17 protein-coding genes are annotated in these 23,930 nt (G+C 71.9%); 8 read left to right on the forward strand and 9 right to left on the reverse strand.

The window, feature by feature from the left end; genetic code table 11:
* Positions 1-132 precede the first annotated feature (132 nt).
* The 5 genes from AC07EG_RS15955 to AC07EG_RS15975 form a co-directional block, all read right to left on the reverse strand.
* A complete protein-coding gene (locus AC07EG_RS15955; RefSeq protein WP_478253835.1) occupies positions 133-1,743 on the reverse strand; it encodes a peroxidase family protein in 1,611 nt (536 codons plus the stop codon).
* A 113-nt stretch (positions 1,744-1,856) separates the two neighbouring features.
* Positions 1,857-2,891 (reverse strand): winged helix DNA-binding domain-containing protein, encoded by a 1,035-nt coding sequence (locus AC07EG_RS15960; protein ID WP_478253836.1) that lies wholly within the window; start codon positions 2,889-2,891, stop codon positions 1,857-1,859.
* Positions 2,888-3,976: a sensor histidine kinase gene (locus AC07EG_RS15965; protein WP_478253932.1), complete on the reverse strand. Its 1,089-nt coding sequence runs from the start codon at positions 3,974-3,976 to the stop codon at positions 2,888-2,890. Before AC07EG_RS15965 ends, AC07EG_RS15960 begins: the two co-directional genes overlap by 4 nt.
* A gap of 56 nt (positions 3,977-4,032) precedes the next feature.
* Positions 4,033-4,704, reverse strand: a complete 672-nt coding sequence (locus AC07EG_RS15970; RefSeq protein ID WP_478253837.1) for a response regulator transcription factor — start codon at positions 4,702-4,704, stop codon at positions 4,033-4,035.
* Between the two features lie 52 nt (positions 4,705-4,756).
* Positions 4,757-6,253 carry a PucR family transcriptional regulator ligand-binding domain-containing protein gene (locus AC07EG_RS15975; RefSeq protein ID WP_478253838.1) on the reverse strand — a complete coding sequence of 499 codons (1,497 nt, stop codon included), beginning with the start codon at positions 6,251-6,253 and terminating at the stop codon, positions 4,757-4,759.
* Between the two features lie 102 nt (positions 6,254-6,355).
* Here AC07EG_RS15975 and AC07EG_RS15980 point away from each other — a divergent pair, with 102 nt between their 5' ends.
* The 4 genes from AC07EG_RS15980 to AC07EG_RS15995 are packed head-to-tail and all read left to right on the forward strand — an operon-like array spanning position 6,356 to position 11,809.
* Complete coding sequence (locus AC07EG_RS15980; RefSeq protein ID WP_478253839.1) at positions 6,356-7,810, forward strand: sodium:solute symporter family protein; 1,455 nt, start codon at positions 6,356-6,358, stop codon at positions 7,808-7,810.
* Positions 7,807-8,760 (forward strand): agmatinase, encoded by a 954-nt coding sequence (gene speB / locus AC07EG_RS15985; protein ID WP_478253840.1) that lies wholly within the window; start codon positions 7,807-7,809, stop codon positions 8,758-8,760. The genes AC07EG_RS15980 and speB overlap by 4 nt, the downstream gene beginning before the upstream one ends.
* Complete coding sequence (locus tag AC07EG_RS15990; protein WP_478253841.1) at positions 8,757-10,397, forward strand: thiamine pyrophosphate-binding protein; 1,641 nt, start codon at positions 8,757-8,759, stop codon at positions 10,395-10,397. Before speB ends, AC07EG_RS15990 begins: the two co-directional genes overlap by 4 nt.
* 8 nt (positions 10,398-10,405) lie before the next feature.
* Positions 10,406-11,809 (forward strand): aminobutyraldehyde dehydrogenase, encoded by a 1,404-nt coding sequence (locus AC07EG_RS15995; RefSeq protein ID WP_478253842.1) that lies wholly within the window; start codon positions 10,406-10,408, stop codon positions 11,807-11,809.
* Between the two features lie 12 nt (positions 11,810-11,821).
* Here AC07EG_RS15995 and AC07EG_RS16000 read toward each other — a convergent pair whose 3' ends face one another.
* Complete coding sequence (locus tag AC07EG_RS16000; protein WP_478253843.1) at positions 11,822-12,247, reverse strand: hypothetical protein; 426 nt, start codon at positions 12,245-12,247, stop codon at positions 11,822-11,824.
* A gap of 56 nt (positions 12,248-12,303) precedes the next feature.
* On the opposite strand from AC07EG_RS16000, the gene AC07EG_RS16005 reads away from it, so the two are divergent.
* Entirely contained in the window at positions 12,304-13,743 is a 1,440-nt protein-coding gene (locus AC07EG_RS16005; protein WP_478253844.1) for a purine-cytosine permease family protein, read from the forward strand.
* Positions 13,744-13,770: 27 nt separating this feature from the next.
* Here AC07EG_RS16005 and dxs read toward each other — a convergent pair whose 3' ends face one another.
* Positions 13,771-15,696: a 1-deoxy-D-xylulose-5-phosphate synthase gene (dxs, locus tag AC07EG_RS16010; protein ID WP_478253845.1), complete on the reverse strand. Its 1,926-nt coding sequence runs from the start codon at positions 15,694-15,696 to the stop codon at positions 13,771-13,773.
* Between the two features lie 284 nt (positions 15,697-15,980).
* On the opposite strand from dxs, the gene AC07EG_RS16015 reads away from it, so the two are divergent.
* The 3 genes from AC07EG_RS16015 to AC07EG_RS16025 are packed head-to-tail and all read left to right on the forward strand — an operon-like array spanning position 15,981 to position 20,540.
* On the forward strand, positions 15,981-17,459 hold the full coding sequence (locus AC07EG_RS16015) for an aldehyde dehydrogenase family protein (RefSeq protein WP_478253846.1): 1,479 nt from the start codon (positions 15,981-15,983) through the stop codon (positions 17,457-17,459).
* A 19-nt stretch (positions 17,460-17,478) separates the two neighbouring features.
* Positions 17,479-18,993: an APC family permease gene (locus AC07EG_RS16020; RefSeq protein ID WP_478253847.1), complete on the forward strand. Its 1,515-nt coding sequence runs from the start codon at positions 17,479-17,481 to the stop codon at positions 18,991-18,993.
* The gene (locus AC07EG_RS16025; RefSeq protein ID WP_478253848.1) at positions 18,990-20,540 is read left to right on the forward strand and encodes a GMC family oxidoreductase; all 1,551 of its coding nucleotides are present in this window, start codon (positions 18,990-18,992) and stop codon (positions 20,538-20,540) included. Before AC07EG_RS16020 ends, AC07EG_RS16025 begins: the two co-directional genes overlap by 4 nt.
* Positions 20,541-20,650: 110 nt before the next feature.
* Here AC07EG_RS16025 and AC07EG_RS16030 read toward each other — a convergent pair whose 3' ends face one another.
* Together AC07EG_RS16030 and AC07EG_RS16035 are read right to left on the reverse strand one after the other, a co-directional pair.
* The gene (locus AC07EG_RS16030; protein WP_478253849.1) at positions 20,651-21,814 is read right to left on the reverse strand and encodes a class I SAM-dependent RNA methyltransferase; all 1,164 of its coding nucleotides are present in this window, start codon (positions 21,812-21,814) and stop codon (positions 20,651-20,653) included.
* On the reverse strand, positions 21,811-23,844 hold the full coding sequence (locus AC07EG_RS16035; RefSeq protein ID WP_478253850.1) for an APC family permease: 2,034 nt from the start codon (positions 23,842-23,844) through the stop codon (positions 21,811-21,813). The genes AC07EG_RS16030 and AC07EG_RS16035 overlap by 4 nt, the downstream gene beginning before the upstream one ends.
* Between the last annotated feature and the right edge of the window lie 86 nt (positions 23,845-23,930).

The raw sequence follows: 23,930 nt of genomic DNA on the forward strand, positions 1-23,930 counted from the left end.
TCACCGTCGGCTTGCGGTTTGTTTTTTTGTTGCCCTGTGCCCGCTCCTTCCCTCTTTCCCCCTCTTTCTCCTCCTTGTTTTTTTCCTTTTTTTTTTTTTTCCCCCCCCCCCCCCCCCCCACCACGGCGTGGATCAGTCGCCGAGGGGGTTCAACCGGGCGGGATCGCCGTCGAAGGCGAACAGCAGCAGGTCCGCCATGCCGAAGCGGCCTTCCGCGGTGCCGAACCTGGGACGCCACTCCGGCTCCCGCAGGATCGAGTGGCGCGCGGCGTCCATGCACCGGCTGAACACCTCGGCCACGATCCTGGCGCCGACCGCACCGAGTTTGCCGCCGTTCACCTCGGCCTCGCGCAGGGTGTAGAACCACAGCGGGGTGCGGGCGGCCAGCGCCTCCCGGTGCTCCTCGCTCAGCGCCGCCAGGTTCGCGCCCTGCCCGTCCCCGGTCAGCAGTTCGTCCCGGGTCAGTTCCTTGACCCCGAAGAACGCCGCCAGCTGCTGCCCCGACGCCAGCCTGACCATGTTCGCCCGGATCAGGTTGCGGTAGGCCAGGTTCCGCTGGATGTCGTCCGGGGGCAGGCCGGCGCCGCGCCCGCCGAAGGTACCGGCGGGCAGGGTGGCGAGCGGATTGGTGAGCAGCGTGTCGATGCGCCGCGCGAGGTTGCCCTCGCTCTCGGGCACACCGAGGTCCGGCCGCCCGGCACCGGGGAAGTCGTGCAGGCGCCGCCAGTCGACGATCCAGTTGGTCGGCAGCCGCAGGAAGGTGCCCGCGTTGGGGTCGTCGAGGTCGGCCGGGTTGCCGGTCGGCGACAGCGTGCCGGAGGTACCGCTGAAGATGAACAGCTGCAGCATGGTGGCGATGCCGGCGGGTGCGCCGGTCCGGAAGAACCGGTTCCACTGGTAGGTGGCCCGCGCCATGCTGTGCCCGAGGCGGAAGGCCGCCACGGAGAACTCGATCGGCATGGTGGGCGCGTCGTGCGCGTCCGGGGCCGGTTCGAAGAACTCGCGCCCGCCGGTGAACACCTCTTCCACCACGGCCGGGTCGGCGATGCGCGGCAGGTAGTCGGTGCGCAGCAGCCACTGGTAGTGCCGCACCACCTCGGCCCTGGTCCGCTCGAACAACTGCGCCGCGGGCACGCCCTCGGCGGCCAGCGTGTCGGCCACCCGGTTGTGGAAGTGGACGAACGCCAGGTGCGTCTGCGCCACGGCCAGGTTCTCGTCGTTGCGCGCGTCCGGGATGACCGCCGCGCGTTCCTCCGCCTTCGTCTCGCCGGTGCCCTTGCGCGGCAGGTCGAACCCGGTGCGGTTGTTGTTCGCGCCGTCCAGCGGAACCGCCGCGGTGGTGCCGACCTTGAGGTGCACGCCGTCGGTGTAGAAGTGCGCGTCGCACTCGGGGCCGCGGCCGTACAGCGCGTCCAGGTCGAGCGCGGGTGAGCGCCCGGCGATCAGGTCCTCCAGCGAGACGTCCTCGCCGAAGTCCAGCGCGGTGCGGTCGAGGGTGAGGTCGTGGTCGGCGAACTGGCCGAGGTAGGTGAACCCGGCGGGCACCGGTTCGGTGGCGGCCGGGCCGGCGGTGTCCTGCTCCACCGTCATCGCCGCGGCCAGTTCCTGGTGCAGCGCGGGATCCACCGGCTCCCCCACCGGGCCGAGCCGGGAGAACCGGAACCGCCGCAGTTCCGAGCGCGCGGACGGGCGGCTGCTCGTCGGATTGCGCTCGGCGTCGAAGGAAAGATCACCTTCGCCCACCACGTAATAGCTTTCACGAGAATGCCTGTGCATATGCTGAATCCCCCTCGGATTCGAAATCCGGCATCTCCCCAATGCCGATGACTTCGACGGTACCACCACCGGCTGAGCGGTCAGGCCACTGAATGGAAGACCGCGGGCCCGCCGAGGAAGCGGCCGAGGTCGGCGACTTCCGCGTGCAACGCGGGCAGCACTCCGCCGGGCAGTTCGCCGAAGGGGTGGACCGACACCTCGATCCGGCCGTTTTTCCTTGCCTGGCGCCAGGTTCCGACGACGCGGCCGTTCACCAGCACGGCGGGCATGAGGAACCCGCCGCCCGTCTGGATGCGCCGGTCGAACTCCGGCGCGACGGCCGGTTCACGACTCCGGTAACCGAGCAGATACGTGTCGAAATGACCGAGCAACCGCACCGACAATTCGCCGGTGTCCGGTACCGCCGCCGCCGGAAGATCAACGGCGGCGAATCCGGCCCGCGCCTGCCGGAGCGCCAGTCCGGACCAGGCGGCGAAATCCTCGGCGGTGGCCGGTGCGTACGCGGACAGATAACGAGACGCCAGCCGCGCCAGCGCCTCCTCTTCCGGAAGCGTCCGAAGTGGACCGACCCAGTCCGTGAACAACGCGTACGTCGGCTCGTCGCCGAGATCGGCGCCACGGCAGACCACCCCGGTCATCGCGGCGAAGCCGATGAGGTGCGCGGGTGCCTGCGACTTCGGGTCCAGCACCACACCGTGGTCGGCGAGCGCGGCGACGATCTCCCCGCGTGGCAACGATTTTCCGGCCAGGATGGTCTCCAGCGCGGCCACGCCCCGCGCGGTGGTCTCCTCGTCGAGGCCGAGTTGCCGCCGCCGCGACCGGTTCGCCGCGGCGAACCGCGGGCCGAGCAGCCCGACGATCCAGCCCGCGTCCTCGGCGGTCAGCATGTGCAGCGTGCCGCGCATGGCCCAGGTGCGCACCACCGCGCCGGCGGCGCAGGCGGCAGCCACCTCGGCGGCGGTCAGCCCGGCGGACCGGGCGCGCACGCCCAGGCGGTTCGCCCGGGTGTCCTGCGCCTGCAGGGCGACCACCTTGCGCACGACCTCCACCACACTCCCGGCACGCGCACCGGCCAGCCCCTGCGCGTGGGCCCGCGCCAGCAGCACCTCGCTCACCCCGTCACGCCGGTCCGGCGCAGCGCGGGCAGGTGCACCGTCACCGCGAGCCCGCCACCCACCACGGGTTCCGCCGACACCACCCCGCCGTGTGCCTGCACCGCCGCCCGCACGATCGACAACCCCAGCCCGGCACCGGTGCGGGCCGTGCGGGCGACCCCCTCGCGGCGGAACGGCTCGAACAACTCGGTCACCGTGGCCGGGTCGACCAGGCCACCGGAGGACCGCACGCGCAGCGTGGTCCACTGCTGCCCCGGCTGGGTGATCGCCTCGATCCAGCCGCCTTCGACGTTGTGCCGGACGGCGTTCTCCAGCAGGTTCCCGGCGATCCGCTCCAGCAACGCCGGATCCCCCACCGACCGGCACGGCGTCAGCCGGAAGTCGGTGCGCAGGTGCCTCCGCTCGGCCTCCCGCCACACCGCGTTCCACGCGCTGCCCACCACCGCGGCGAGGTCCACCACCTCGGTCGGGCCGACGCCGGCGCCGTCGGTGCGGGCGAGCAGCAGCAGCGAACTCACCAGCTGCTCGGCGCGTTCGGTGGCGTCGCGGACCACCCCGGCCATCCGGCGCAGCTCGGCCTCGTCGGCCTGCTCGTCGGCGAGCGTGACGTCCAGCTCGGTGCGGATGACCGCCAGCGGGGTCCGCAGTTCGTGGCTGGCGTTGGCGACGAACCGGCGCTGCGTGTCGAAGGCGGCCTGCAGCCGGTCGAGCATCGCGTCCAGCGTGGCGCCGAGTTCACCGAGTTCGTCACGGGCCCCGCGGACGCCGATCCGCTCCCCCAGCGACTCCACCGACAGCCGCCGCGCCGTGCTGGTCATCTCCCGCAGCGGGCGCAGCACCCGCGAGGTCAGCGTCCACGACAACACGGCCGTGGCCGCGACCACGCAGCAGAACGCCACCGCACCGGCGATGAGCACCTTGTCCCGGGCGTGCTCACGCAGGTGCGCGGCCAGCACCGAGGCGTCGACGTCGACACCGTCGACCCGGACCTTGGTCCCCGGCGGCAGCTGCGGCACGGCGGCCACCGAATCCCCCACCAGCGACCAGGCCAGGTACAGCAGGACCAGGCTGACGCCCGCCGCCATCACCGTCGAGAGCAGCGTGATCCGGGCGCGCAGGCTCCTGGCCGGGATCAGCCGGTTCACCCGTGACCGGCACCGGGTACCCGGTAGCCCGAGCCCACCACGGTCTCGATGATCCCGGGTTCACCGAGCTTCTTGCGCAGGGTCATCACGGTGACCCGCACGGTGGTGGTGAACGGGTCGGCGTTCTCGTCCCAGACCCGCTCCAGCAGTTCCTCGCTGCTGACCACCGAACCACCGGCGGCGAGCAGCACCTCCAGCACGCCGAACTCCTTGCGGGTCAGCTCCACCGGCCCGCCCGCGCGGCTGACCGTGCGCTTGGCCGGGTCGAGCCGGACGTCGCCCGCGGTCAGCAGCGGGGGTGCGGCCGGGGTGGCGCGGCGGCCCAGCGCCCGGACCCTGGCCACCAGCTCGGGGAAGGCGAACGGCTTGGCGAGGTAGTCGTCGGCACCGATGGACAGCCCGGCCACCCGGTCCTCGACCGTGCCGCTGGCGGTCAGCATCAGCACCCGGGTCAGCTCACCGGACTCGACGATCTCCTTGCACAGCTCGTCGCCCGGCATGCCGGGCAGGTCGCGGTCGAGCAGCACCACGTCGTACCGGGTGACGCTGGCCTTCTCGTGGCCCTCGTCGCCGGTGAAGGCGACGTCCACCGCCATGCCCTCGCGCCGCAGCCCCCTGGCGATGGCCTCGGCCAGGGGTTCTTCGTCTTCGACTACCAGAATCCGCACGGTTTAACAATCCCACACGTTCCTGAGAGTGACCTGATCGGACACGGTGCGATCACGGCTCCGCCCACCGCAGCGCGAACCACAGCTCCATCCGGGTTTCCGGATCGGCCAGATCGACGCCGAGCACCCGCTCCACCCGGCCGATCCGGTGCCGGACGCTGTTGCGGTGCACCCCCAGGGCCGAGGCGGTCCGGTCCCAGCCGCCGTGGTGCGCCAGCCAGGTGCGCAGGGTGTCCAGCAGGCTTTCGTCACCGAGCGCGCGCAACGGGGCCAGCGTGCGCTCGGCGTAGTCGGCGGCGTGCCCCGGCGGCACGAGCGCGGCCAGGCCGCTGCCCTCGGCCAGCACCGGGCGGCCGAGCACCAGGGCGCGCTGCTCCAGCGCGGCCAGCTCGGCGGCGGTGCCGGGCAGGCGCTCGGCGGGGTGCGCCGCGCTCACCACGACCAGCCAGCCCGCGTCGAACAGTTCCGCGCGGGCCCTGGCGTCCGGCGGGTCCCGCACCACCGCGGTGAAGCGCGGGCCCGGTTTCAGCTCCACCAGCGGGGTGTCGAGGCGGGTGCGCAGCCAGTCGTACCCGGCGGCGACGTCGCTCGGCCCCGGCCCGTGCGCCGTGCCGGCCACCACCCGGTACGCGCCGTCGCCGAGCAGCTCGGCCAGCGGTGCCGCGGCCGGGCGCTCGGCCAGCACCAGCGCGGTGACCGCGCCCCCGAGCCCGGCGGTGTCCGAACCGGCGCGGCTGGCCAGCCCGAACAACGCCGCGCCGACCGCCACGATCGCCCGGTCGGTGCCGTCGAACCGCGCCCGCCTGCCGACCACCACCAGGTGCGACGCGGTGGCCTGCGGGTAGACCGGCTGCGCCACGACGAAGGTGCCGTCGGCCAGTTCGGTGGTGGCGCTGCGGATCCCGGAACCCCCGCGCAGCCGGGTGAACAGCTCACCCAGTTCCGGCGGGAACGGCACCGGCACCCCGTGTTCGGCGGCCAGCGCGTCCTGCTGCCCGACCAGCGCCACCCAGCCGGAGACGTGCTTGGCCAGCTCGCGGGCCAGTTCGGCGAGCCCATCGGCGGCGGCCCTGGTCAGCGCCTCCCGCGCCTGGGTGATGCGCCGCTGCTCGCGCTGCGCGGCCTCGGCGAGCGCCACCGCGACCACGCGGTTCACCGCGATGAACGGGGTGCGCACGCCGATCACCAGCAGCGGCAGGCCCGCGCGGGCGCAGGCGCGGCGCAGCACCTCCGGCAGCTCCTCGTGCAGCGGCGGGGTGATGCCGAAACCCAGCGCGGTGATGCCCGACGACCGCAGCCCGCGCACGTACCGGTCCACTTCGGACTGCCCGGACGGCAGGTTCACCCCGGCGGTGAGCAGCAGCTCCTCGCCCAGCAGGTACGGCGACGGGTCACGCAGCTCGCACACGTGCGCCCAGCGGACCGGCCGGTCCAGCGCCCCCGGCCGCAGCGTCTCGCGGACCGCTTCCACGGCCAGCTCGGGATTGCCGACGACCGCGCGTAACGGGATGTTCACCGGAGTGCCGATGATTTCCGAATTCCTGGACACAACAACCAGAGGGTACTCCAGATCGGGATGGATCATCCCATTCAGGCGATCGGAATCCGGTCCTACGGTTTCCCGGACACGCCCGGATCCAAGGAGGTACCCGTGGTCGCGGACTACGTGGTGATCGCGCTCTACATCGCCGGCATGCTCGGCATCGGCTGGTACGGCCTCCGGCTGGCGCGGACCAAGAGCGACTACCTGGTGGCCGGCCGCAGGCTCGGCTGGTTCATGTACTCGGGCACCATGTCGGCGGTGGTGCTCGGCGGCGCGTCCACCGTCGGCGGGGTGAAGCTCGGCTACACCTGGGGCATCTCCGGTGCCTGGCTGGTGGTCTCGATCGGCCTCGGCATCCTGGTGCTGCACGCGCTGTTCGCCCGGCGGCTGGTCAAGCTGAGGGTCTACACCGTCAGCGAGATGCTCGACCTGCGCTACGGCGGCCGGTCCACCTCGGCCATCTCCGGCGTCGTGATGTGGGCGTACACGCTGATGCTCACGGTCACCTCCACGCTGGCCTTCGCCACCGTGTTCAAGGTGCTGCTGGACATCCCGGAGTGGACCGGCATCGCCATCGGCGGCGGCATCGTGGTGCTCTACTCGGTGCTCGGCGGCATGTGGTCGATCACGCTGACCGACATCGCGCAGTTCGTCATCAAGACCATCGGCATCCTGCTGGTGCTGCTGCCGGTCTCGGTCGGCGCGGCGGGCGGGTTCGGCGGCATGGCCGACCGGCTCGACGCCAGTTTCTTCGACTTCACCGGCATCGGCACCGGCTCGATCATCACCTACGTGCTGACCTACGGCTTCGGCCTGCTGATCGGCCAGGACATCTGGCAGCGCGTGTTCACCGCCCGCACCCCGCGCGTGGCCACCGCCGGCGGCATCGGCTCCGGGGTCTACTGCCTGGTCTACGGTCTGGCGGGCGCGTTGATCGGGGCCGCGGCGAAGGTGCTCTACCCGGCGCTCGCCAGTGCGCAGGACGCCTTCGCCACCATCGTCGAGGACCTGCTGCCCGCCGGGGTCCGGGGGCTGGTGCTGGCAGCGGCGCTCTCGGCGATGATGTCCACCGCCAGCGGTGCGCTGATCGCCTGCTCCACGGTGAGCACCACGGACCTGATGGCCAAGCTGCGCGGCCGGGCGGCGCCCTCGGGCGAGGACGCGGAGGTCAGCCGGAACCGGGTGACCACGCTGGTGCTCGGCCTGGTCGCGATCGGCATCGCGATGGTGGTCACCGACGTGGTCGCCGCGCTGACCATCGCCTACAACATCCTCGTCGGCGGCCTGCTGGTGGCGATCCTCGGCGGGCTGTTCTGGAAGCGCGGCACCCGCCAGGGCGCGGTCGCCTCGATGGCGGTCGGCGCGCTGGCCGCGATCGCGCTGATGATCGCCGACGGCATGGCGGCGAACTCGCCGATCTACTGGGGCCTCGGCAGCAGCCTGCTGGTCTACGTCGTGGTCAGCCTCAGCACACCGCCGACTTCCGCCACCGTCCTGGCCCAGTGGAGCGAACGGCTCTCCGGCCGCGAGACCGTCGAAGCAGAGAAGGAGTTCACGCAGTGACGCAGCAGTCCCCGATCGGGCCGGTCGACTCGTCGAAGGTGCCGAGGTTCGCCGGTTTCGCCACCTTCGCCCGGCTGCCGCGGGCGGACCAGGTCGAGCGCGCCGATGTCGCCGTGGTGGGGGTGCCATTCGACGCCGGGGTGTCCTACCGGCCCGGCGCCCGCTTCGGCCCGGCCGCGGTGCGCGAGGCCAGCCGCCTGCTCCGGCCGTACCACCCCGAGCTGGACGTCTCGCCGTTCGACACCGCGCAGGTGGTCGACGCCGGGGACATCGCGATCAACCCGTTCAACATCGGCGAGGCGATCGAAACCCTGCAGCACGAGGCGGAAGCGCTCACCGCGGACGGCACGAAGCTGGTCACCGTCGGCGGTGACCACACCATCGCGCTGCCGCTGCTGCGTGCGGCGGCGAAGCAGCACGGGCCGGTGGCGCTGCTGCACTTCGACGCGCACCTGGACACCTGGGACACCTACTTCGGTGAGCCGTACACGCACGGCACCCCGTTCCGGCGAGCGTCCGAGGAGGGCATCCTCGACACCAGCGCGCTGTCGCACGTGGGCACGCGCGGGCCGCTGTACGGCAAGCGGGACCTCGAAGAGGACCGCCGGCTCGGCTTCGGCATCGTCACCTCCGGCGACGTGCTCCGCCGCGGGGTGGCCGAAACGGTCGACGCGCTGCGCCGGCGCATCGGCGACCGGCCGCTGTACGTCTCCATCGACATCGACGTGCTCGACCCGGCGCACGCCCCCGGCACCGGCACCCCGGAGGCGGGCGGCCTGACCAGCCGCGAGCTGCTGGAGATCGTGCGCGGGCTGCGCGGGCTGAACCTGGTCGGCGGGGACGTGGTGGAACTGGCCCCGGCCTACGACCACGCCGAGATCACCGCCATCGCCGCCTCGCACGTGGCCTACGACCTGGTCAGCCTGCTCGCGCTCGGGAAGTCCGCATGAGGATCGGCGGTGACCTGGTCGTCGAGACGCTGCGCGCGCTCGGCGCGGACACCGTGTTCGGCCTGCCCGGCCAGCACGCGCTCGGCCTGTTCGAAGCCCTGCGGCGCACGCCGGAACTGCGGCTGGTCGGCGCGCGGGTGGAGAACAACCTGGCGTTCGCGGCCGACGGGCACGCCCGCGCGCGGCTGGCGGCGGCCCCGCCCGGGCCGGTCCCGGTGACCCCGATGATCGTCTCCACCGGTCCGGGTGCGCTGCTGACCCTGGCGTCGCTGCAGGAATCCCGCGCGTCCTCGGTGCCGGTGCTCGGCATCTCCAGCCAGGTCCCGGTGGCCGGGCTGGGCGGCGGGCGGCACGGTTACCTGCACGAGCTGCCCGACCAGCGGGCGAGCTTCCGCGACGTGGTCAAGTCGACGCACGTGGTGCGCACCGCCAGCCAGATCCCGACGGCCCTGCGCGAGGCGTGGGAATCGGCGGCGACCGTGCCGTACGGGCCGGTGTGGGTGGAGATCCCGCAGGACGTGCTGCTCGCCCCGGCCACGCTGCCGCCGATCACCTCGGTCAGCGCCGATCCGCGACCGCTGCCGCCGCTGCCGGAACTGGTCGCCGAAGCGGCCCGGCTGCTGGGCGCGGCGCGGAACCCGGTCATCCTGGCGGGCGGTGGCGTGGTCCGCTCGGGCGCGCAGGCGGAACTGCGGGCGCTGGCCGAACTCGTCCGGGCGCCGGTGCTGTCCTCCTTCGGCGGCAAGGGTTCCTTCGACCAGGACCACCCGCTCTCCGGCCAGTCCTGGCTGGAGGACTGGCATTCCACCGAATTCCTCGCCGACGCCGACGTGCTGCTCGTGCTCGGTTCCGGCCTCGGCGAGCTGACCGGCAACTACCACCGGTTCCGCCCGCGCGGCCGGGTGATCCAGATCGAGGCGGACGCCGGAAAGCTCGAAGCCAACCACCCGGCGCTGGGCATCCACGCCGACGTCCGGCTCGCCCTGGCCGCGCTGCTGGCGGCGACGCCGTCGCGGGCGGCCGACGGCCGGGCCGAGGCCGCGGTCGCCTGCCTGCTGCGCAGGATCCGCGAGCGGATCGGCAAGCAGCCGCTGGAGGCCGAGCAGCGGGTGCTCGCCGAAGTCCGCGCGGCGCTGCCGGAAGGCACGCAGAGCTTCTGGGACATGACCGTGCTCGGTTACTGGGCCTGGTCGGCCTGGGACGCCGGCGGTGCCCCGATCCACACCGCGCAGGGAGCGGGCGGGCTGGGCTACGGCCTGCCGGGGGCGCTGGGGGCGGCCGCGGCGGGCCGGGGCCCGGTGCTGGCCGTTTCCGGGGACGGCGGCGCGATGTACGGCATCGCCGAACTGGCCACCGCGGTGCAGCACGGCCTGGACGTCACCTGGCTCATCGTCGATGATGGCGGGTACGGCATCCTCCGCGAGTACATGACCGGCGCGTTCGGGCAGCCGCACGCCACCGAGCTGGCCCGGCCGGACTTCACCGCACTGGCGAGGGCGTTCGGCGTCCCAGCTCGTCTGTCCACTGTGGACACACTGCGGGCCGACCTGGCGAGCGCGCTGGCCACGCCGGGGCCCGGCGTGGTGGTGCTGCCCGCGGTGCTGCGCATGTTCGAACCCACCCACCTCGACAAGTGAGGCAACGCATGGACTTCGGCAACTTCATCGGCGGCGGGGAAGCACCCGCCGCGGACGGGCGGGTACTGGAGCTGGTCGATCCCGCCACCGGCGAGGTGTCCGGCACCAGCGCGCTGTCCGGTGAGTCCGATGTGGACGCCGCACTGGAGTCGGCGCGGCTGGCGTTCCGCGCGTGGCGGCGCAGCACCCCGGCGCGGCGGCAGCTGGCCCTGCTGAAGATCGCCGACGCGCTGGAGGCGCGGGCCGGGGAGTTCGCGGACGTGGAGGTCCGCCAGACCGGCAAGATCCGCCGGGTGGTGCTCGAAGAGGAGATCCCGGAGAGCGTGAGCGCGCTGCGGTTCTTCGCCGGGGCCGCCCGGCAGCTCGAAGGCACCGCGTCCGCCGAGTACCTGCCGGGGCACACCTCGGCCGTCCGGCGGGAACCGATCGGCGTGTGCGCGCAGATCGCGCCGTGGAACTACCCGCTGATGATGGGCGTGTGGAAGATCGCGCCGGCGCTGGCGGCGGGCAACACCGTGGTGCTCAAACCGGCCGAGACCACGCCGGGCAGCGCGGTGCTGCTGGCGAAGCTGGCCGCGGAGTTCCTGCCGGTGGGGGCGTTCAACGTGATCTGCGGTGATCGTGACACCGGGCGCGCGCTCGTCCGGCACCCGGTCCCCGAGCTGGTTTCGATCACCGGGTCGACCAGGGCCGGGATCGACGTGGCCACCGTCGCCGCGGCCGACCTCAAGCGCACGCACCTCGAACTCGGCGGCAACGCGCCACTGCTGGTGTTCGACGACGTGAACCCGGAGGAAGCCGCCGCGGGCATCGTCGGGGCCGCGTTCTACAACGCCGGCCAGGACTGCACCGCGGGCAGCCGGGTGCTGGTGCACGAGCGCATCCACGACGAGTTCGTGGCGGTGCTGGCCAAGGCCGCCGCGGCGAACCGCCCCGGCATCGACTTCGGGCCGCTGAACAGCGCCGCGCAACTGGACCGGGTGCGCGGGCTGATCGAGCGGCTGCCCGCGCACGCCACCGTGCGCACCGGCGGCACCAGCCCGGCCGGCGCCGGGTTCTACTTCGAGCCCACCGTGGTTTCCGGGCTGGCGCAGGACGACGAGATCGTGCAGGAGGAGGTCTTCGGGCCGGTGATCACCGTGCAGCGGTTCAGCGGGGAAGCCGAGGCCGTGGAACTGGCCAACGACGTGCCGTACGGACTGGCGTCCTCGGTCTGGACCAATGACCATTCGCGGGCGGTGCGGGTCTCCGGGGAACTCGACTTCGGCTGCGTGTGGATCAACACGCACGGCCCGCTGGCCGCCGAGATGCCGCACGGCGGTTTCGGCCATTCGGGCCACGGCAAGGACCTTTCGGCGTATGCGTTCGCCGAGTACACCCGGGTCAAGCACGTGATGACGCGTTACGAATAACCCGGAACCAGCTCACAGCACGGCCCACGACGGCCACCACGGCGGGTGGCCCCCGGCACAACCGGGGGCCACCGGCTCCGGCGCCCACACCGCCATGCTGCCCCAGACCGAGGCGACCACCAGCACCGCGGTCAGCAGCAGGCAGGCCAGCACCCCGGCGAACCGCGCCCCGGAGCTGTCGCCGTCCAGGAACAACGGGAACAGCCCGGCGTAGAGCAGGGTGAACGCGAGGAAGTTGACCGCCCACAGCACCGGCTGCACGGAGAACACCAGCGTGCCGGAGTTCTCCACGGCGGACACCCCGACCAGGCACTCGTCCCGCGCCGAGGACAGCAGGTACAGGTCGAGCCAGGACACGGCGGTACCCAGCCCCGCACCGGCCACGCCGAGCGCGACCACCGTGCGGGACGGTGCGGCGACCGTCAGCTGTCGGGTCATCACCCACCACTGTGACACCGGCGGATAACGCGAAGACAACGAAAGACGGTTTCGACATGCCCAAGATCACCAGTGTGGAGCACCACGGCATCGCGCCGATCCCGGTGGCGGAGCAGACTTCCCGCCCGCGAGACCTGTTCCGGCTCGCCTTCGGCGGTGCGAACACCTTCGCCACCATCATCCTCGGCACGCTGCCGATCGCCTACGGGCTCAGCTTCCCCGCGGCCGCCGCGGCGACGGTCACCGGCGTGCTGGCCGGTGCCTGCGTGCTCGCGCCGATGGCCCTGTTCGGGCCGGTGACCAGGACGAACAACGCGGTTTCCTCCGGGGCGCACTTCGGTGTGGTCGGCCGGTGCGTCGGCTCGTTCCTGTCCCTGCTCACCGCGATCACCTTCTTCGCCATCTCGGTGTGGGTCAGCGGGGACGCGGTCGCCGGTGCGGCACAACGGTTGTTCGGCTTCGACGGCGGCGAGCTGCTGCGCGGCCTCGCCTACGGGGTGATCGCGCTCGCCACGCTGGTGGTCTGCCTCTACGGCTACCGGTTCATGCTGCTGATCAACCGGATCGCGGTGGTGCTGGGCACGGTCATCATGCTGCTCGGGGTTTTCGCATATGGTGGGAAATTCGACCCGGCGTTCCCCGGCACCGGTGACCACGCGCTCGGTTCGTTCTGGCCGACGTGGATCCTGGCCGCGCTGACCGTGATGGCGAACCCGATCTCCTTCGGCGCCTTCCTCGGCGACTGGTCGCGTTACATCCCGGCCACGCACAGCCGCCGTTCCCTGCTGGCGGCCCCGTTCCTGGCGCAGGTGGCCACGCTGCTGCCGTTCGGCTTCGGCATCGCCACGGCCACCCTGGTCACCGACGCCGGCGACTACATCACCGGGCTGACCGCGATTTCCCCGCTGTGGTACGCCATTCCGCTCATCGCGGTGGCGCTGATCGGCGGCTTGTCCACCGGTACCACCGCGTTGTACGGCACCGGGCTCGACTTCTCCTCGATCTTCGTGCGGTTGAGCCGGATCCGGGCGACGCTGCTGATCGGCACGCTGTCGGTGGTGTTCATCTTCGTCGGCAACTTCGCGCTGGACGTGGTCTCCAGCATCAACGCCTTCGCCACGCTGATCGTGCTGTGCACCTCGCCGTGGATGGTGATCATGATGATCGGTTACCTGGTGCGGCGCGGGTGCTACGACCCGGCGGACCTGCAGGTGTTCAACCAGGGCCGCCGCGGCGGGCGGTACTGGTTCACCCGCGGGGTGAACTGGCGGGCGATGGCCGCCTGGCTGCCCGCCACCGCGCTCGGCCTGCTCACCGCGAACACCCCGATGATCGCCGGTCCGCTGCGGGCGGTGGCGGGTGGCGTGGACATCAGCCTGCCCGCCACCCTGCTCACCGCCGCCGTGCTCTACCCGGTGCTGCTCAAGGTCTTCCCCGAGCCACCCGAGGTCTACGCGCGGCCGGAGGAACCGGCCGTCAGTCCTGCCGTGCCTTGACCGGGCGCTCCCGCCTGGCTCCCGGTGTCACTCCAGAGATTGGCTCAAAGCGGCCTCGCCGCCGTGCCGGAGGCGCGGCAGCGTCACAGCGGTCCACTCGGTGACCTTGCGGGCGACGTCCTGGGCGGTCAGGCCGATCCCGGCGAGCACCTCGTCGCGGGTGCCGTGGTCGAGGAAGCGCTGCGGCACGGCCAGGTCCCGCACCGGCACCGCGCAGTCGGCGTCGCGGAGGGCGGCGGCCAGCAGGGAGCCGAAACCGCCGTGGCGCCCGTTGTCCTCCACGGTGACCACCAGGCGGTGCGCCTCGGCGAGCGCGGTCAGCTCACCGGGCACCGGCAGCACCCACCGCGGGTCCACCACGGTGACGCCGATGCCCTGGTCGGCCAGCCGGTCCGCGGCGGCCAGGCCCAGCTTGGCGAAGGCACCGACGGCGACCAGCAGCACGTCGGTCCCGGCGCCGTCGGCCGGGCGGCGCAGCACGTCGACCACGCCGAGCCGGTCCACCGCGGGCACCGACTCGATCACCCCGCCGCGGGAGAACCGGAGCGCGGTCGGCCCGTCGGAGACGGCCACCGCCTCCCGCAGCTCCTCGCGCAGGGTCACCGCGTCGCGGGGCGCGGCCACCCGCATCCCGGGCACCAGGCCGAGCAGCGACAGGTCCCACATGCCGTGGTGGCTGGCCCCGTCCGGCCCGGTGATGCCCGCCCGGTCGAGCACGAAGGTGACCGCCTGGCGGTGCAGCGCCACGTCCATCAGCACCTGGTCGAAGGCGCGGTTGAGGAAGGTGGCGTAGATGGCCACCACCGGGTGCATGCCGCCCATGGCCAGCCCGGCGGCCGAGGCCACCGCGTGCTGCTCGGCGATGCCGACGTCGTACCAGCGGTCGGGGTGGGCCTCGGCGAACTTGTGCAGCCCGGTGGAGCGCAGCATGGCCGCGGTGATCGCCACCACGTCCTCGCGTTCCGCGCCGATGGCGGCCAGTTCGTCGCCGAACACCCCGGTCCAGCTCGGGCCCTTGACCGGCGGCAGGCCGGTCTCCGGGTCCAGCGGATCGGTCTGGTGCATCTGGTCGTGCACGTGGTTGACCGCGGGCTCGTAGCCGTGCCCCTTCTCGGTCACCGCGTGCACGATCACCGGGCCGCCGAAGGCCTTGGCGCTGTGCAGCGCCTTCTCCAGCGCGGGCAGGTCGTGGCCGTCGACCGGGCCGACGTACTTGAGCCCGAGGTCGGCGAACATGCGCTGCGGGCTGACCGCGTCCTTGAGCCCGGCCTTGGCCGCGTGCAGCGCGGCGTAGACCGGCTTGCCCACGACCGGGGTGCGGCGGAGCAGTTCACGGCCGCCGTCGAGCAGGCGCTCGTAACCCGGCCGCAGGCGCAGCGAAGCCAGGTGCTCGGCGAGCCCGCCGATGGTCGGCGAGTAGGACCGGCCGTTGTCGTTGACCACGATCACCACCGGCCGGTGCGGGGCGGCGGCGATGTTGTTCAGCGCCTCCCAGCACATGCCGCCGGTCAGCGCGCCGTCGCCGACCACGGCGACCGCGTGCCTGCCGCCGCCGGTCAGCTCGAACGCCTTCGCCAGGCCGTCCACATAGGACAAGGCGGCCGAGGCGTGGCTGTTCTCCACCAGGTCGTGCTCGCTCTCGGCGCGCGAGGGGTAACCGGTGAGCCCGCCCTGCTGGCGCAGCCCGTCGAAGCCGGGGTGCCTGCCGGTGACGATCTTGTGCACGTAGCTCTGGTGCCCGACGTCCCAGACGATCGCGTCCGACGGCGAGTCGAACACCCGGTGCAGGGCCAGGGTCAGCTCCACCACCCCGAGGTTGGGCCCGAGGTGACCGCCGGTCCGGCACACCTTCTCGACCAGGAAGTCCCGGATCTGCCCGGCGAGCAGCTCCAGCTCGTCGTGCCCCATCCGCTTCAGGTCCGCCGGTCCGTGCACGGATTCCAGCAACGTCACGCTCCACCTCGCCTGCTCGACAACCGTCGTCGACCGCCCAGTCTACGGAGGCCCGCCGCGGCCGGATCCGCCACGCGGCTGGCATCACGTCACGTCCGGGTGATCCCCGGGCTGACCAGCAGTAGAGCGGCACCGTCACCCGGTCGCCCGCGGTGGGAAAACCACCGCCCGTGCCGGTGACCTGTGAAGCCGATCACCGGCCGATCGGGATGGCGAGCACGCCCGAACGGCGTAGGATCCCCCCTCGCACGCGCGCGAAACGGACTCAGGTCGAAAGAGGGCAGATGGCGGACTTCTTCATCGGTGGACAGTGGGTGGCTCCGCGGGCGGGGGGCACCAGGGAGATCCGGTGCCCGGCCAACGGCTCGCTGGTCGCCGAGGTCGCCGAAGGCACCAGGGAGGACACCGAGGCGGCCATCGCCGCCGCCCGCGACGCCTTCGACAACGGGCCGTGGCCGACCACCCCCAGCTGGGAACGCGGGGACGTGCTGCTCCGGGTGGCCCAGCTGCTGGAGCGCGACAAGGCGAGCTTCGCCAGGGCCGAATCGCTGGACACCGGCAAGCGGCTGGTGGAGAGCGAGTACGACATGGCCGACATCGCCGCCTGCTTCCGCTACTTCGGCAAGCTCGCCGGGCAGGCCGGCGGCCGGGTGGTGGACACCGGCAACCCGGACGCGATCAGCCGGATCACCTACGAACCGGCCGGCGTCTGCGGGCTGATCACGCCGTGGAACTACCCGCTGCTGCAGACCGCCTGGAAGGTGGCCCCGGCGCTGGCCGCCGGTTGCACCTTCGTGCTCAAGCCGAGCGAGCTGACCCCGCACACCTCGATCATGCTGATGCGCCTGCTGATGGAGGCGGGTGTGCCGGACGGGGTGGCCAACCTGGTGCTGGGCGCGGGGCCGGTGGCGGGGGCGCCGCTGGCCGAGCACCCGGACGTCGACCTGGTCTCGTTCACCGGCGGGCTGGCCACCGGCCGGGTGGTGGCCGCGGCCGCCGCGGCCACGGTCAAGAAGGTGGCGCTGGAACTGGGCGGCAAGAACCCGAACGTGGTCTTCGCCGACGCCGACTTCGACACCGCGGTGGACCACGCGCTGACCGCGGTCTTCCTGCACTCCGGCCAGGTCTGCTCGGCAGGCGCCCGGCTGATCGTGCAGGAGGAGCTGCACGACCGGCTGGTCGACGAGATCGTGCGGCGGGCCGAGCTGATCCGCATCGGCGGGCCGTTCGACCCCGACGCCGAGACCGGGCCGCTGATCTCCGCGGCGCACCTGGAGAAGGTGGAGCACTACGTGGCCACCGCGGTCGCCGAGGGCGCGGTGCTGCGCACCGGCGGGAAGCGGCCGGAGGGCGAGAAGTACGCCGGTGGCCACTACTACCTGCCGACCGTGCTGGACGGCGTGGCGCAGGGCAGTCACGCGGTCACCGAGGAGTCCTTCGGCCCGGTGCTCACCGTGGAGACCTTCACCGACGAGGACGACGCGGTGCGCATCGCCAACGACACGCACTACGGCCTGGCCGGTGCGGTGTTCACCGGCGACGTGTCCAAGGCGCAGCGGGTGGCGAACCGGCTGCGGCACGGCACGGTCTGGATCAACGACTACCACCCGTACCTGCCGCAGGCCGAGTGGGGCGGGTTCAAGCAGTCCGGCTTCGGCCGCGAACTGGGCCCGACCGGGCTGGCCGAGTACCAGGAGGCCAAGCACATCTACCAGAACACGCGGCCGGGCCCGCAGCACTGGTTCTCCGGCGAGCGGCGCTGACGGCCGGGAGGGGCGTGCGATGAGTCAGACCGACGACGGCCTGGCCGGGTTCGGCTACAAGCAGGAACTGGAGCGGACCCTCGGCAACTTCCACACCTTCGCCGCCGGTATCTCCTACATCTCCATCCTCACCGGCACGTTCCAGCTGTTCTACTTCGGGTTCGGCTTCGGCGGACCGGCCTACTGGTGGTCGTGGCCGCTGGTGTTCGCCGGGCAGCTGATGGTCGCGCTGTCCTTCGCCGAACTGGCCGCGCACTACCCGGTGGCGGGTTCGATCTACAACTGGTCGAAGCGGCTCGGCAGCCCGCACGTGGCCTGGCTGGCCGGCTGGATGATGCTGACCGCGTCGATCGTCTCGATCGCTTCGGTGGCGCTGGCCTACCAGATCACGCTGCCGCAGATCCTCGGCTTCTTCCAGTTCGTGGAGAACCCCGCGGTGAACGCGGTGCTCCTCGGCACGGTGTTCATCGTGTTCACCACCGTGGTCAACGCCTGGGGTGTGCAGCTGATGGCGCGGATCAACAGCGCCGGGGTGTTCATCGAGCTGATCGCCGCGGTGCTGCTGGTCGTGCTGCTGGCGGCGAACACCACCCGCGGGCCGGGGGTGGTGCTGGAAACCCACGGCGCCGGAGCCGGGCAGGCAGGCGGTTACCTCGGCGCGTTCCTGGTGGCCTCGCTCGCCTCCACCTACGTGATGTACGGCTTCGACACGGCCAGCTCGCTCGGTGAGGAGTCGCACGACCCGCGCCGCAACGCGCCGAAGGCCATCCTGCGCGCGCTGATCGCCTCCTTCCTGCTCGGCGGGCTGATCCTGCTGTTCGCGCTGATGGCGGTCGGCGACATCGGCAGTCCCGAGATCGCCACCGGCGGGCTGCAGTTCATCGTGCTGGACGTGCTGGGCAGCACGGTCGGCAAGATCCTGCTGATCACCGTGGTCATCGCGATCACCGTGTGCATCCTGGCGGTGCAGTCGGCGGCGATCCGGATGATGTTCGCGATGGCGCGCGACAACGCGCTGCCCGCCGGGTCGAAGCTGGCACGGATTTCGCCGAAGACGAAGACGCCGGTGGTGCCCGCGGTGGTGGCCGGGGTGATCGCGGTGGTCATCCTGGTGGTCAACATCAACCAGCCGCAGATCTTCACGGTGATCACCAGCATCGGCATCATCATGATCTACTTCGCCTACCTGCTGGTGACGGTGCCGATGCTGGTCAAGCGGCTGCGGGGGCAGTGGCCGCCGCCGGAGGTGCCGGGGAGGAAGTACTTCTCCCTCGGCAGGCTGGGCCTGCCGGTGAACGTCCTGGGTGTGCTGTGGGGCCTGGGCATGATCGTGAACCTGGCGTGGCCGCGCCGGGAGGTCTACAACGCCACCGAGCCCCACCACTGGTACCTGCGGTGGGGCGCGGTGCTCTTCGTCGGCGCGGTGGCCGCGCTGGGCTTCGCCTACTACTGGTTCCGGTTGCGCCACCGCACCGGCGTTCTCGACGACCACCGCGCCGAAGCGGCGCGCGAGCAGGCAGAGGAGACTGCGTGAGCGAGGAGTTCGACTACGTCATCGTGGGCGGGGGCACGGCGGGTTCGGTGCTGGCCGCCCGGTTGTCGGAGGACCCCTCGGTCACCGTGTGCCTGCTCGAAGCCGGACCGTCCGATGTGGACGACGACGCGATCCTGCGGCTGGACCGGTGGATGGGCCTGCTGGAATCGGCGTACGACTGGGACTACCCGGTCGAGCCGCAGGGGTCGGGCAACTCGTTCCTGCGCCACGCCAGGGCGAAGGTGCTCGGCGGCTGCTCCTCGCACAACTCGTGCATCGCCTTCTGGGCCCCGGCCGAGGACCTCGACGAGTGGGCCTCGCTCGGCCTGCCCGGCTGGTCGGCGGCCGACATCTTCCCGCTGTACCGGGAACTCGAGACCAACGACGGGCCGGGTGAGCACCACGGCCGGTCCGGTCCGGTGACCATCCGCTCGGTGCCGCCGCGCGACCCGGTCGGTGTGGCCCTGCTGGAGGCGTGCGAGCAAGCCGGCATTCCGCGCACGGAGTTCAACTCCGGCAAAACCGTGACGCACGGCGCGAACTGGTTCCAGATCAACGCCCGTGAGGACGGCACCCGCTCCTCGGCGTCGGTGTCCTACCTGCACCCGATCATCGGGCAGCGGAAGAACCTGGAGGTCCGGACCGGGCTGCGGGCGAAGAGGCTGCTCTTCGACGGCAAGCGCTGCACCGGGGTCGAGTACCAGGCGCCGGACCTGCTGCACAGCCGGGAGATCCTGGCCCGCCGCGAGGTGGTGCTCAGCGCCGGCGCGATCGACTCGCCGAAGCTGCTGATGCTCTCGGGCATCGGGCCCGCCGGGCACCTGCGCGAGGTCGGCGTCGAGGTGCTGGTGGACGCGCCGGGCGTCGGTGAGAACCTGCAGGACCACCCCGAGGGCCTGGTCCAGTGGGAGGCCAGGCAGCCGATGGTCACCGAATCCACGCAGTGGTGGGAGATCGGCATCTTCACCACCACCGAGCCCGGCCTGGACCGGCCGGACCTGATGTTCCACTACGGTTCGGTGCCGTTCGACCTGAACACCCGGCGGCACGGCTACCCGACCACGGAGAACGGCTTCTGCCTGACGCCGAACGTCACCCGCAGCCGGTCGACCGGCACGGTCCGCCTGCGCACCATGGACTTCCGCGACCGGCCGAAGGTGGATCCGCGGTACTTCACCGATCCGCACGACATGCGCGTGATGACCCGCGGCGTGCGGCTGGCCAGGGAGATCGTCGCCCAGCCCGCGATGGCCGCGCACGCCGGTGCCGAACTCGCCCCGGGCCCCGAAGCCCGGAGCGACGACGAGATCGCCGATTACCTGCGCAAGACGCACAACACCGTCTACCACCCGTCCTGCACGGTGAAGATGGGCGCCGAAGACGACCCGCTGGCCGTGCTGGACGAACGCCTGCGGGTCCGGGGCGTCGAGGGGTTGCGCGTCTGCGACGGCTCGGCGATGCCCTTCCTGGTCGCGGTGAACCCGTGCATCACCACCATGGCCATCGGCGAGAAGTGCGCCGACATGATGGCCGAAGACGCCCGGTGACGCGCCCGCCCCCTGACCAAGCCGACGCGCCCCAAGACACCCCAAGCCAACCCCCAAGGTGAGCCGGGAACAAAACGCGAGCGCCCACCACACCCCCCGCCCCATCACCCTCAGTGCAGCAAAGCCACGCACTCCACGTGATGCGTCATCGGGAACGCGTCAAAAGCCCGCAACCCCGCCAGTTCGTACCCGTGCTCCCCGAACGTGGCCAGGTCCCGGGCCAGCGCCGCCGGATCGCAGGCCACGTAGACCACGCGCTCCGGTGACCCCTCGGCGATCGCGTCGACCACGGCCTTGCCGGCACCCTTGCGCGGCGGGTCCAGCACCACCACGTCCGGGCGCTCGTCGTCCGGGTCGAGCGAGGCCAGCACCTGCTCGACCCGGCCGGAGCGCCAGTGCACCTGCGGCAGGTCCACCAGGTTCGCCGTGCCGTCGACCACCGCGCGGTGGCCCGATTCGACCGCCAGCACGTTCCCCCGCGGCCCCACCTGCTCGGCCAGCACCGAGGCGAACAGGCCGACCCCCGCGTACAGGTCCCACACCCGCCCGGTCAACGGCGCACGCGCCCAGTCGCCGACCACCGCGGCGAAGGTGTCCGCCGCGGCCGGGTGCACCTGCCAGAACCCGTGGGCGGCCAGCCGCCAGTCGCGGCCCGCGGCGTGCTGCACGGCGACGCCGCCACTGTCCACGTGCACCTGACCGTCACCGTCCGCGGTGACCTCGATCTCCGTGCCCGGCCGCCAGGTCCGCGCCAGCACGTCGTCGAGCGCGCCGGGCACGGTGATCGGGCAACCGTTGTCCCCCAACGGGACCACCCGGTGGCTCCGGTGCGCCCGCAGGCCCGCGCGCCCGTCCCGGCCGGCCACCAGCCGCACCCGCGTCCGCCAGCCGAGCGGGCCGCCGGGCAGCTCCTCGACCTCGACCGCCCGCTCGATCCCGGCCAGCCGCCGCAGCTGCTCGGCGACCACCGCGCCCTTCAGCTCCCGTTGCGCCGCCGGGGAGGCGTGCTGCCAGTCGCAGCCACCGCACAACCCGGGACCGGCCAGCGGGCACGGCGGTGCCACCCGATCCGGCGACGCGGTGAGCACCTCGACCGCGTCGGCCCGGCAGAACGAGCCGCCCTTGTCCTCGGTGACCTCGGCCACCACCCGCTCCCCCGGCAGGGCGTGGCGGACGAAGACCACCCGGTTCTCGGCCCGGCCGACGCAGTGCCCGCCGTGCGCCACCGCGGTGATCTCCAGTTCGACCCGCCTGCCGGTCCAGTCCACGCTCATTTGCCGTGCTCCGAAGTAGACCGCGTGCTGCCCAGCAGGCCGCGGCGCACGTCACCGGCGGCCGGGCGCTCCCGGTCGGCGCGGTCGTGCGCCTTCACCGAGGACTTCAGCTGCCACGGCACGCTGGTCACCATGACGCCCGGCTGGAACAGCAGCCTGCCCTTGAGCCGCAGCGCGCTCTGGTTGTGCAGCACCTGCTCCCACCAGTGCCCCACCACGTACTCCGGGATGAACACCGTGACCACGTGACGCGGGTTGTCGCCGCGGATGCGCTTGACGTAGTCCAGCACCGGCTTGGTGATCTCGCGGTAGGGCGACTCGACCACCTTCAGCGGCACCTTGAAGTCGTGCTTGCTCCAGGCCGAAACCAGTTTGCGGGTGTCGGTGTCGTCCACGTTGACGGTGACCGCTTCGAGCACGTCCGGCCGGGTCGCCTTGGCGTAGGCCAGCGCCCGCAGCGTCGGCCGGTGCAGCTGGGACACCAGCACCACGGCGTGGTTGCGGGAGGGCAGCACGGCGGGCTTTTCGTCCTCCTTGCGCAGTTCCTCGGCGACCCGGTCGTAGTGCTTCCGGATCGCGCTCATCAGCAGGAAGATCAGCACCATCGCGACGATGGCGATCCAGGCCCCGGCGAGGAACTTGGTGATCAGCACGATGACCAGCACCGAACCGGTCATCACCAGGCCGAAGGTGTTGATCGCCTGGGACTGCCGCATCCGGCGCCGTTCCGCCGGTTCCGGCGGGTTCCCGGTCCGGCCCAGCAACCGGTTCCAGTGCCGCAGCATGCCGATCTGGCTCAGCGTGAACGAGACGAACACCCCGACGGTGTAGAGCGGGATCAGCCGGGTCACCTCGGCTTCGAAGGCGACCACCAGCACGATGGCGAACCCGGCCAGGAACAGGATGCCGTTGGAGAAGGCCAGCCGGTCACCGCGGGTGTGCAGCTGGCGCGGCAGGAACCGGTCCTGCGCCAGGATCGAGCCGAGCACCGGGAAGCCGTTGAACGCGGTGTTCGCGGCCAGCACCAGGATCAGCCCGGTGACCACGATGACGAAGAAGTAACCGAAGCCGAACCCGGAGAACACCGTGTGCGCCAGCTGCACGATCAGCGTGTCCTGGGCGTAGCCCGGCGGGGCGTTGAGCAGCTGCCGCGCCGGGTCCTCGGCCAGCACCACCCCGGTCTCGCGGGCCAGCACGATGATGCCCATGAACATGGTCACCGCGATCAGGCCGAGCATCAGCAGGGTGGTCGCGGCGTTGCGGGACTTGGGCTTGCGGAAGGCGGGCACGCCGTTGCTGATCGCCTCCACCCCGGTCAGCGCCGCGCAGCCCTGGGTGAACGCACGCAGCACCAGGAACACCATCGCCAGCCCGGCCAGGTGCTCGTTGTCCTCGGCCAGCTGCAGCCCGGCGCTGTCCGCCCGCAGTTCCTCACCGGCCACCAGGGTGCGGTAGAGCCCGGTGCCGATCATCAGGAAGATGCCGACCATGAAGGCGTAGGTGGGCACCGCGAAGGTGCTGCCGGACTCGCGGATGCCGCGCAGGTTCATCCCCGACAGCAGCAGGATCGCCCCGACGCAGAAGAGCACCTTGTGCTCGGCCACGAACGGCACCAGCGCGCCGATGTTCGCCGCCGCCGAGGAGATGGACACCGCGACCGTGAGCACGTAGTCGACCAGCAGCGCGCTGGCCACGGTCAGCCCCGCCTTCGGGCCGATGTTCACCGTGGCGACCTCGTAGTCCCCGCCGCCGCTGGGATAGGCGTGCACGTTCTGCCGGTAGCTGGCCACCACGGCCAGCATGACCACCACCACGACCAGCCCGATCCACGGCGACATGGTGAACGCGGCCAGGCCGGCCACGCTGAGCGTCAGGAAGATCTCCTGCGGCGCGTAGGCCACGCTGGACAGCGCGTCGGACGCGAAGACCGGCAGGGCGATGCGCTTGGGCAGCAGGTTGTGGGCCAGGCGGTCGCTGCGGAACGGCCGCCCCAGGACCAGCCGCTTGACCGCGGTGGCGAACTTGGACACGGCGGAAGGGTAATCCAGTGCTCACCCGTCCAGCCGAGCGCCGCGCGGTAAGGCGCCCTCCCCCGCACCCGGTGCTGCCGGTAGGT

The sequence above is a fragment of the Amycolatopsis sp. NPDC045836 genome, from assembly GCF_056431745.1.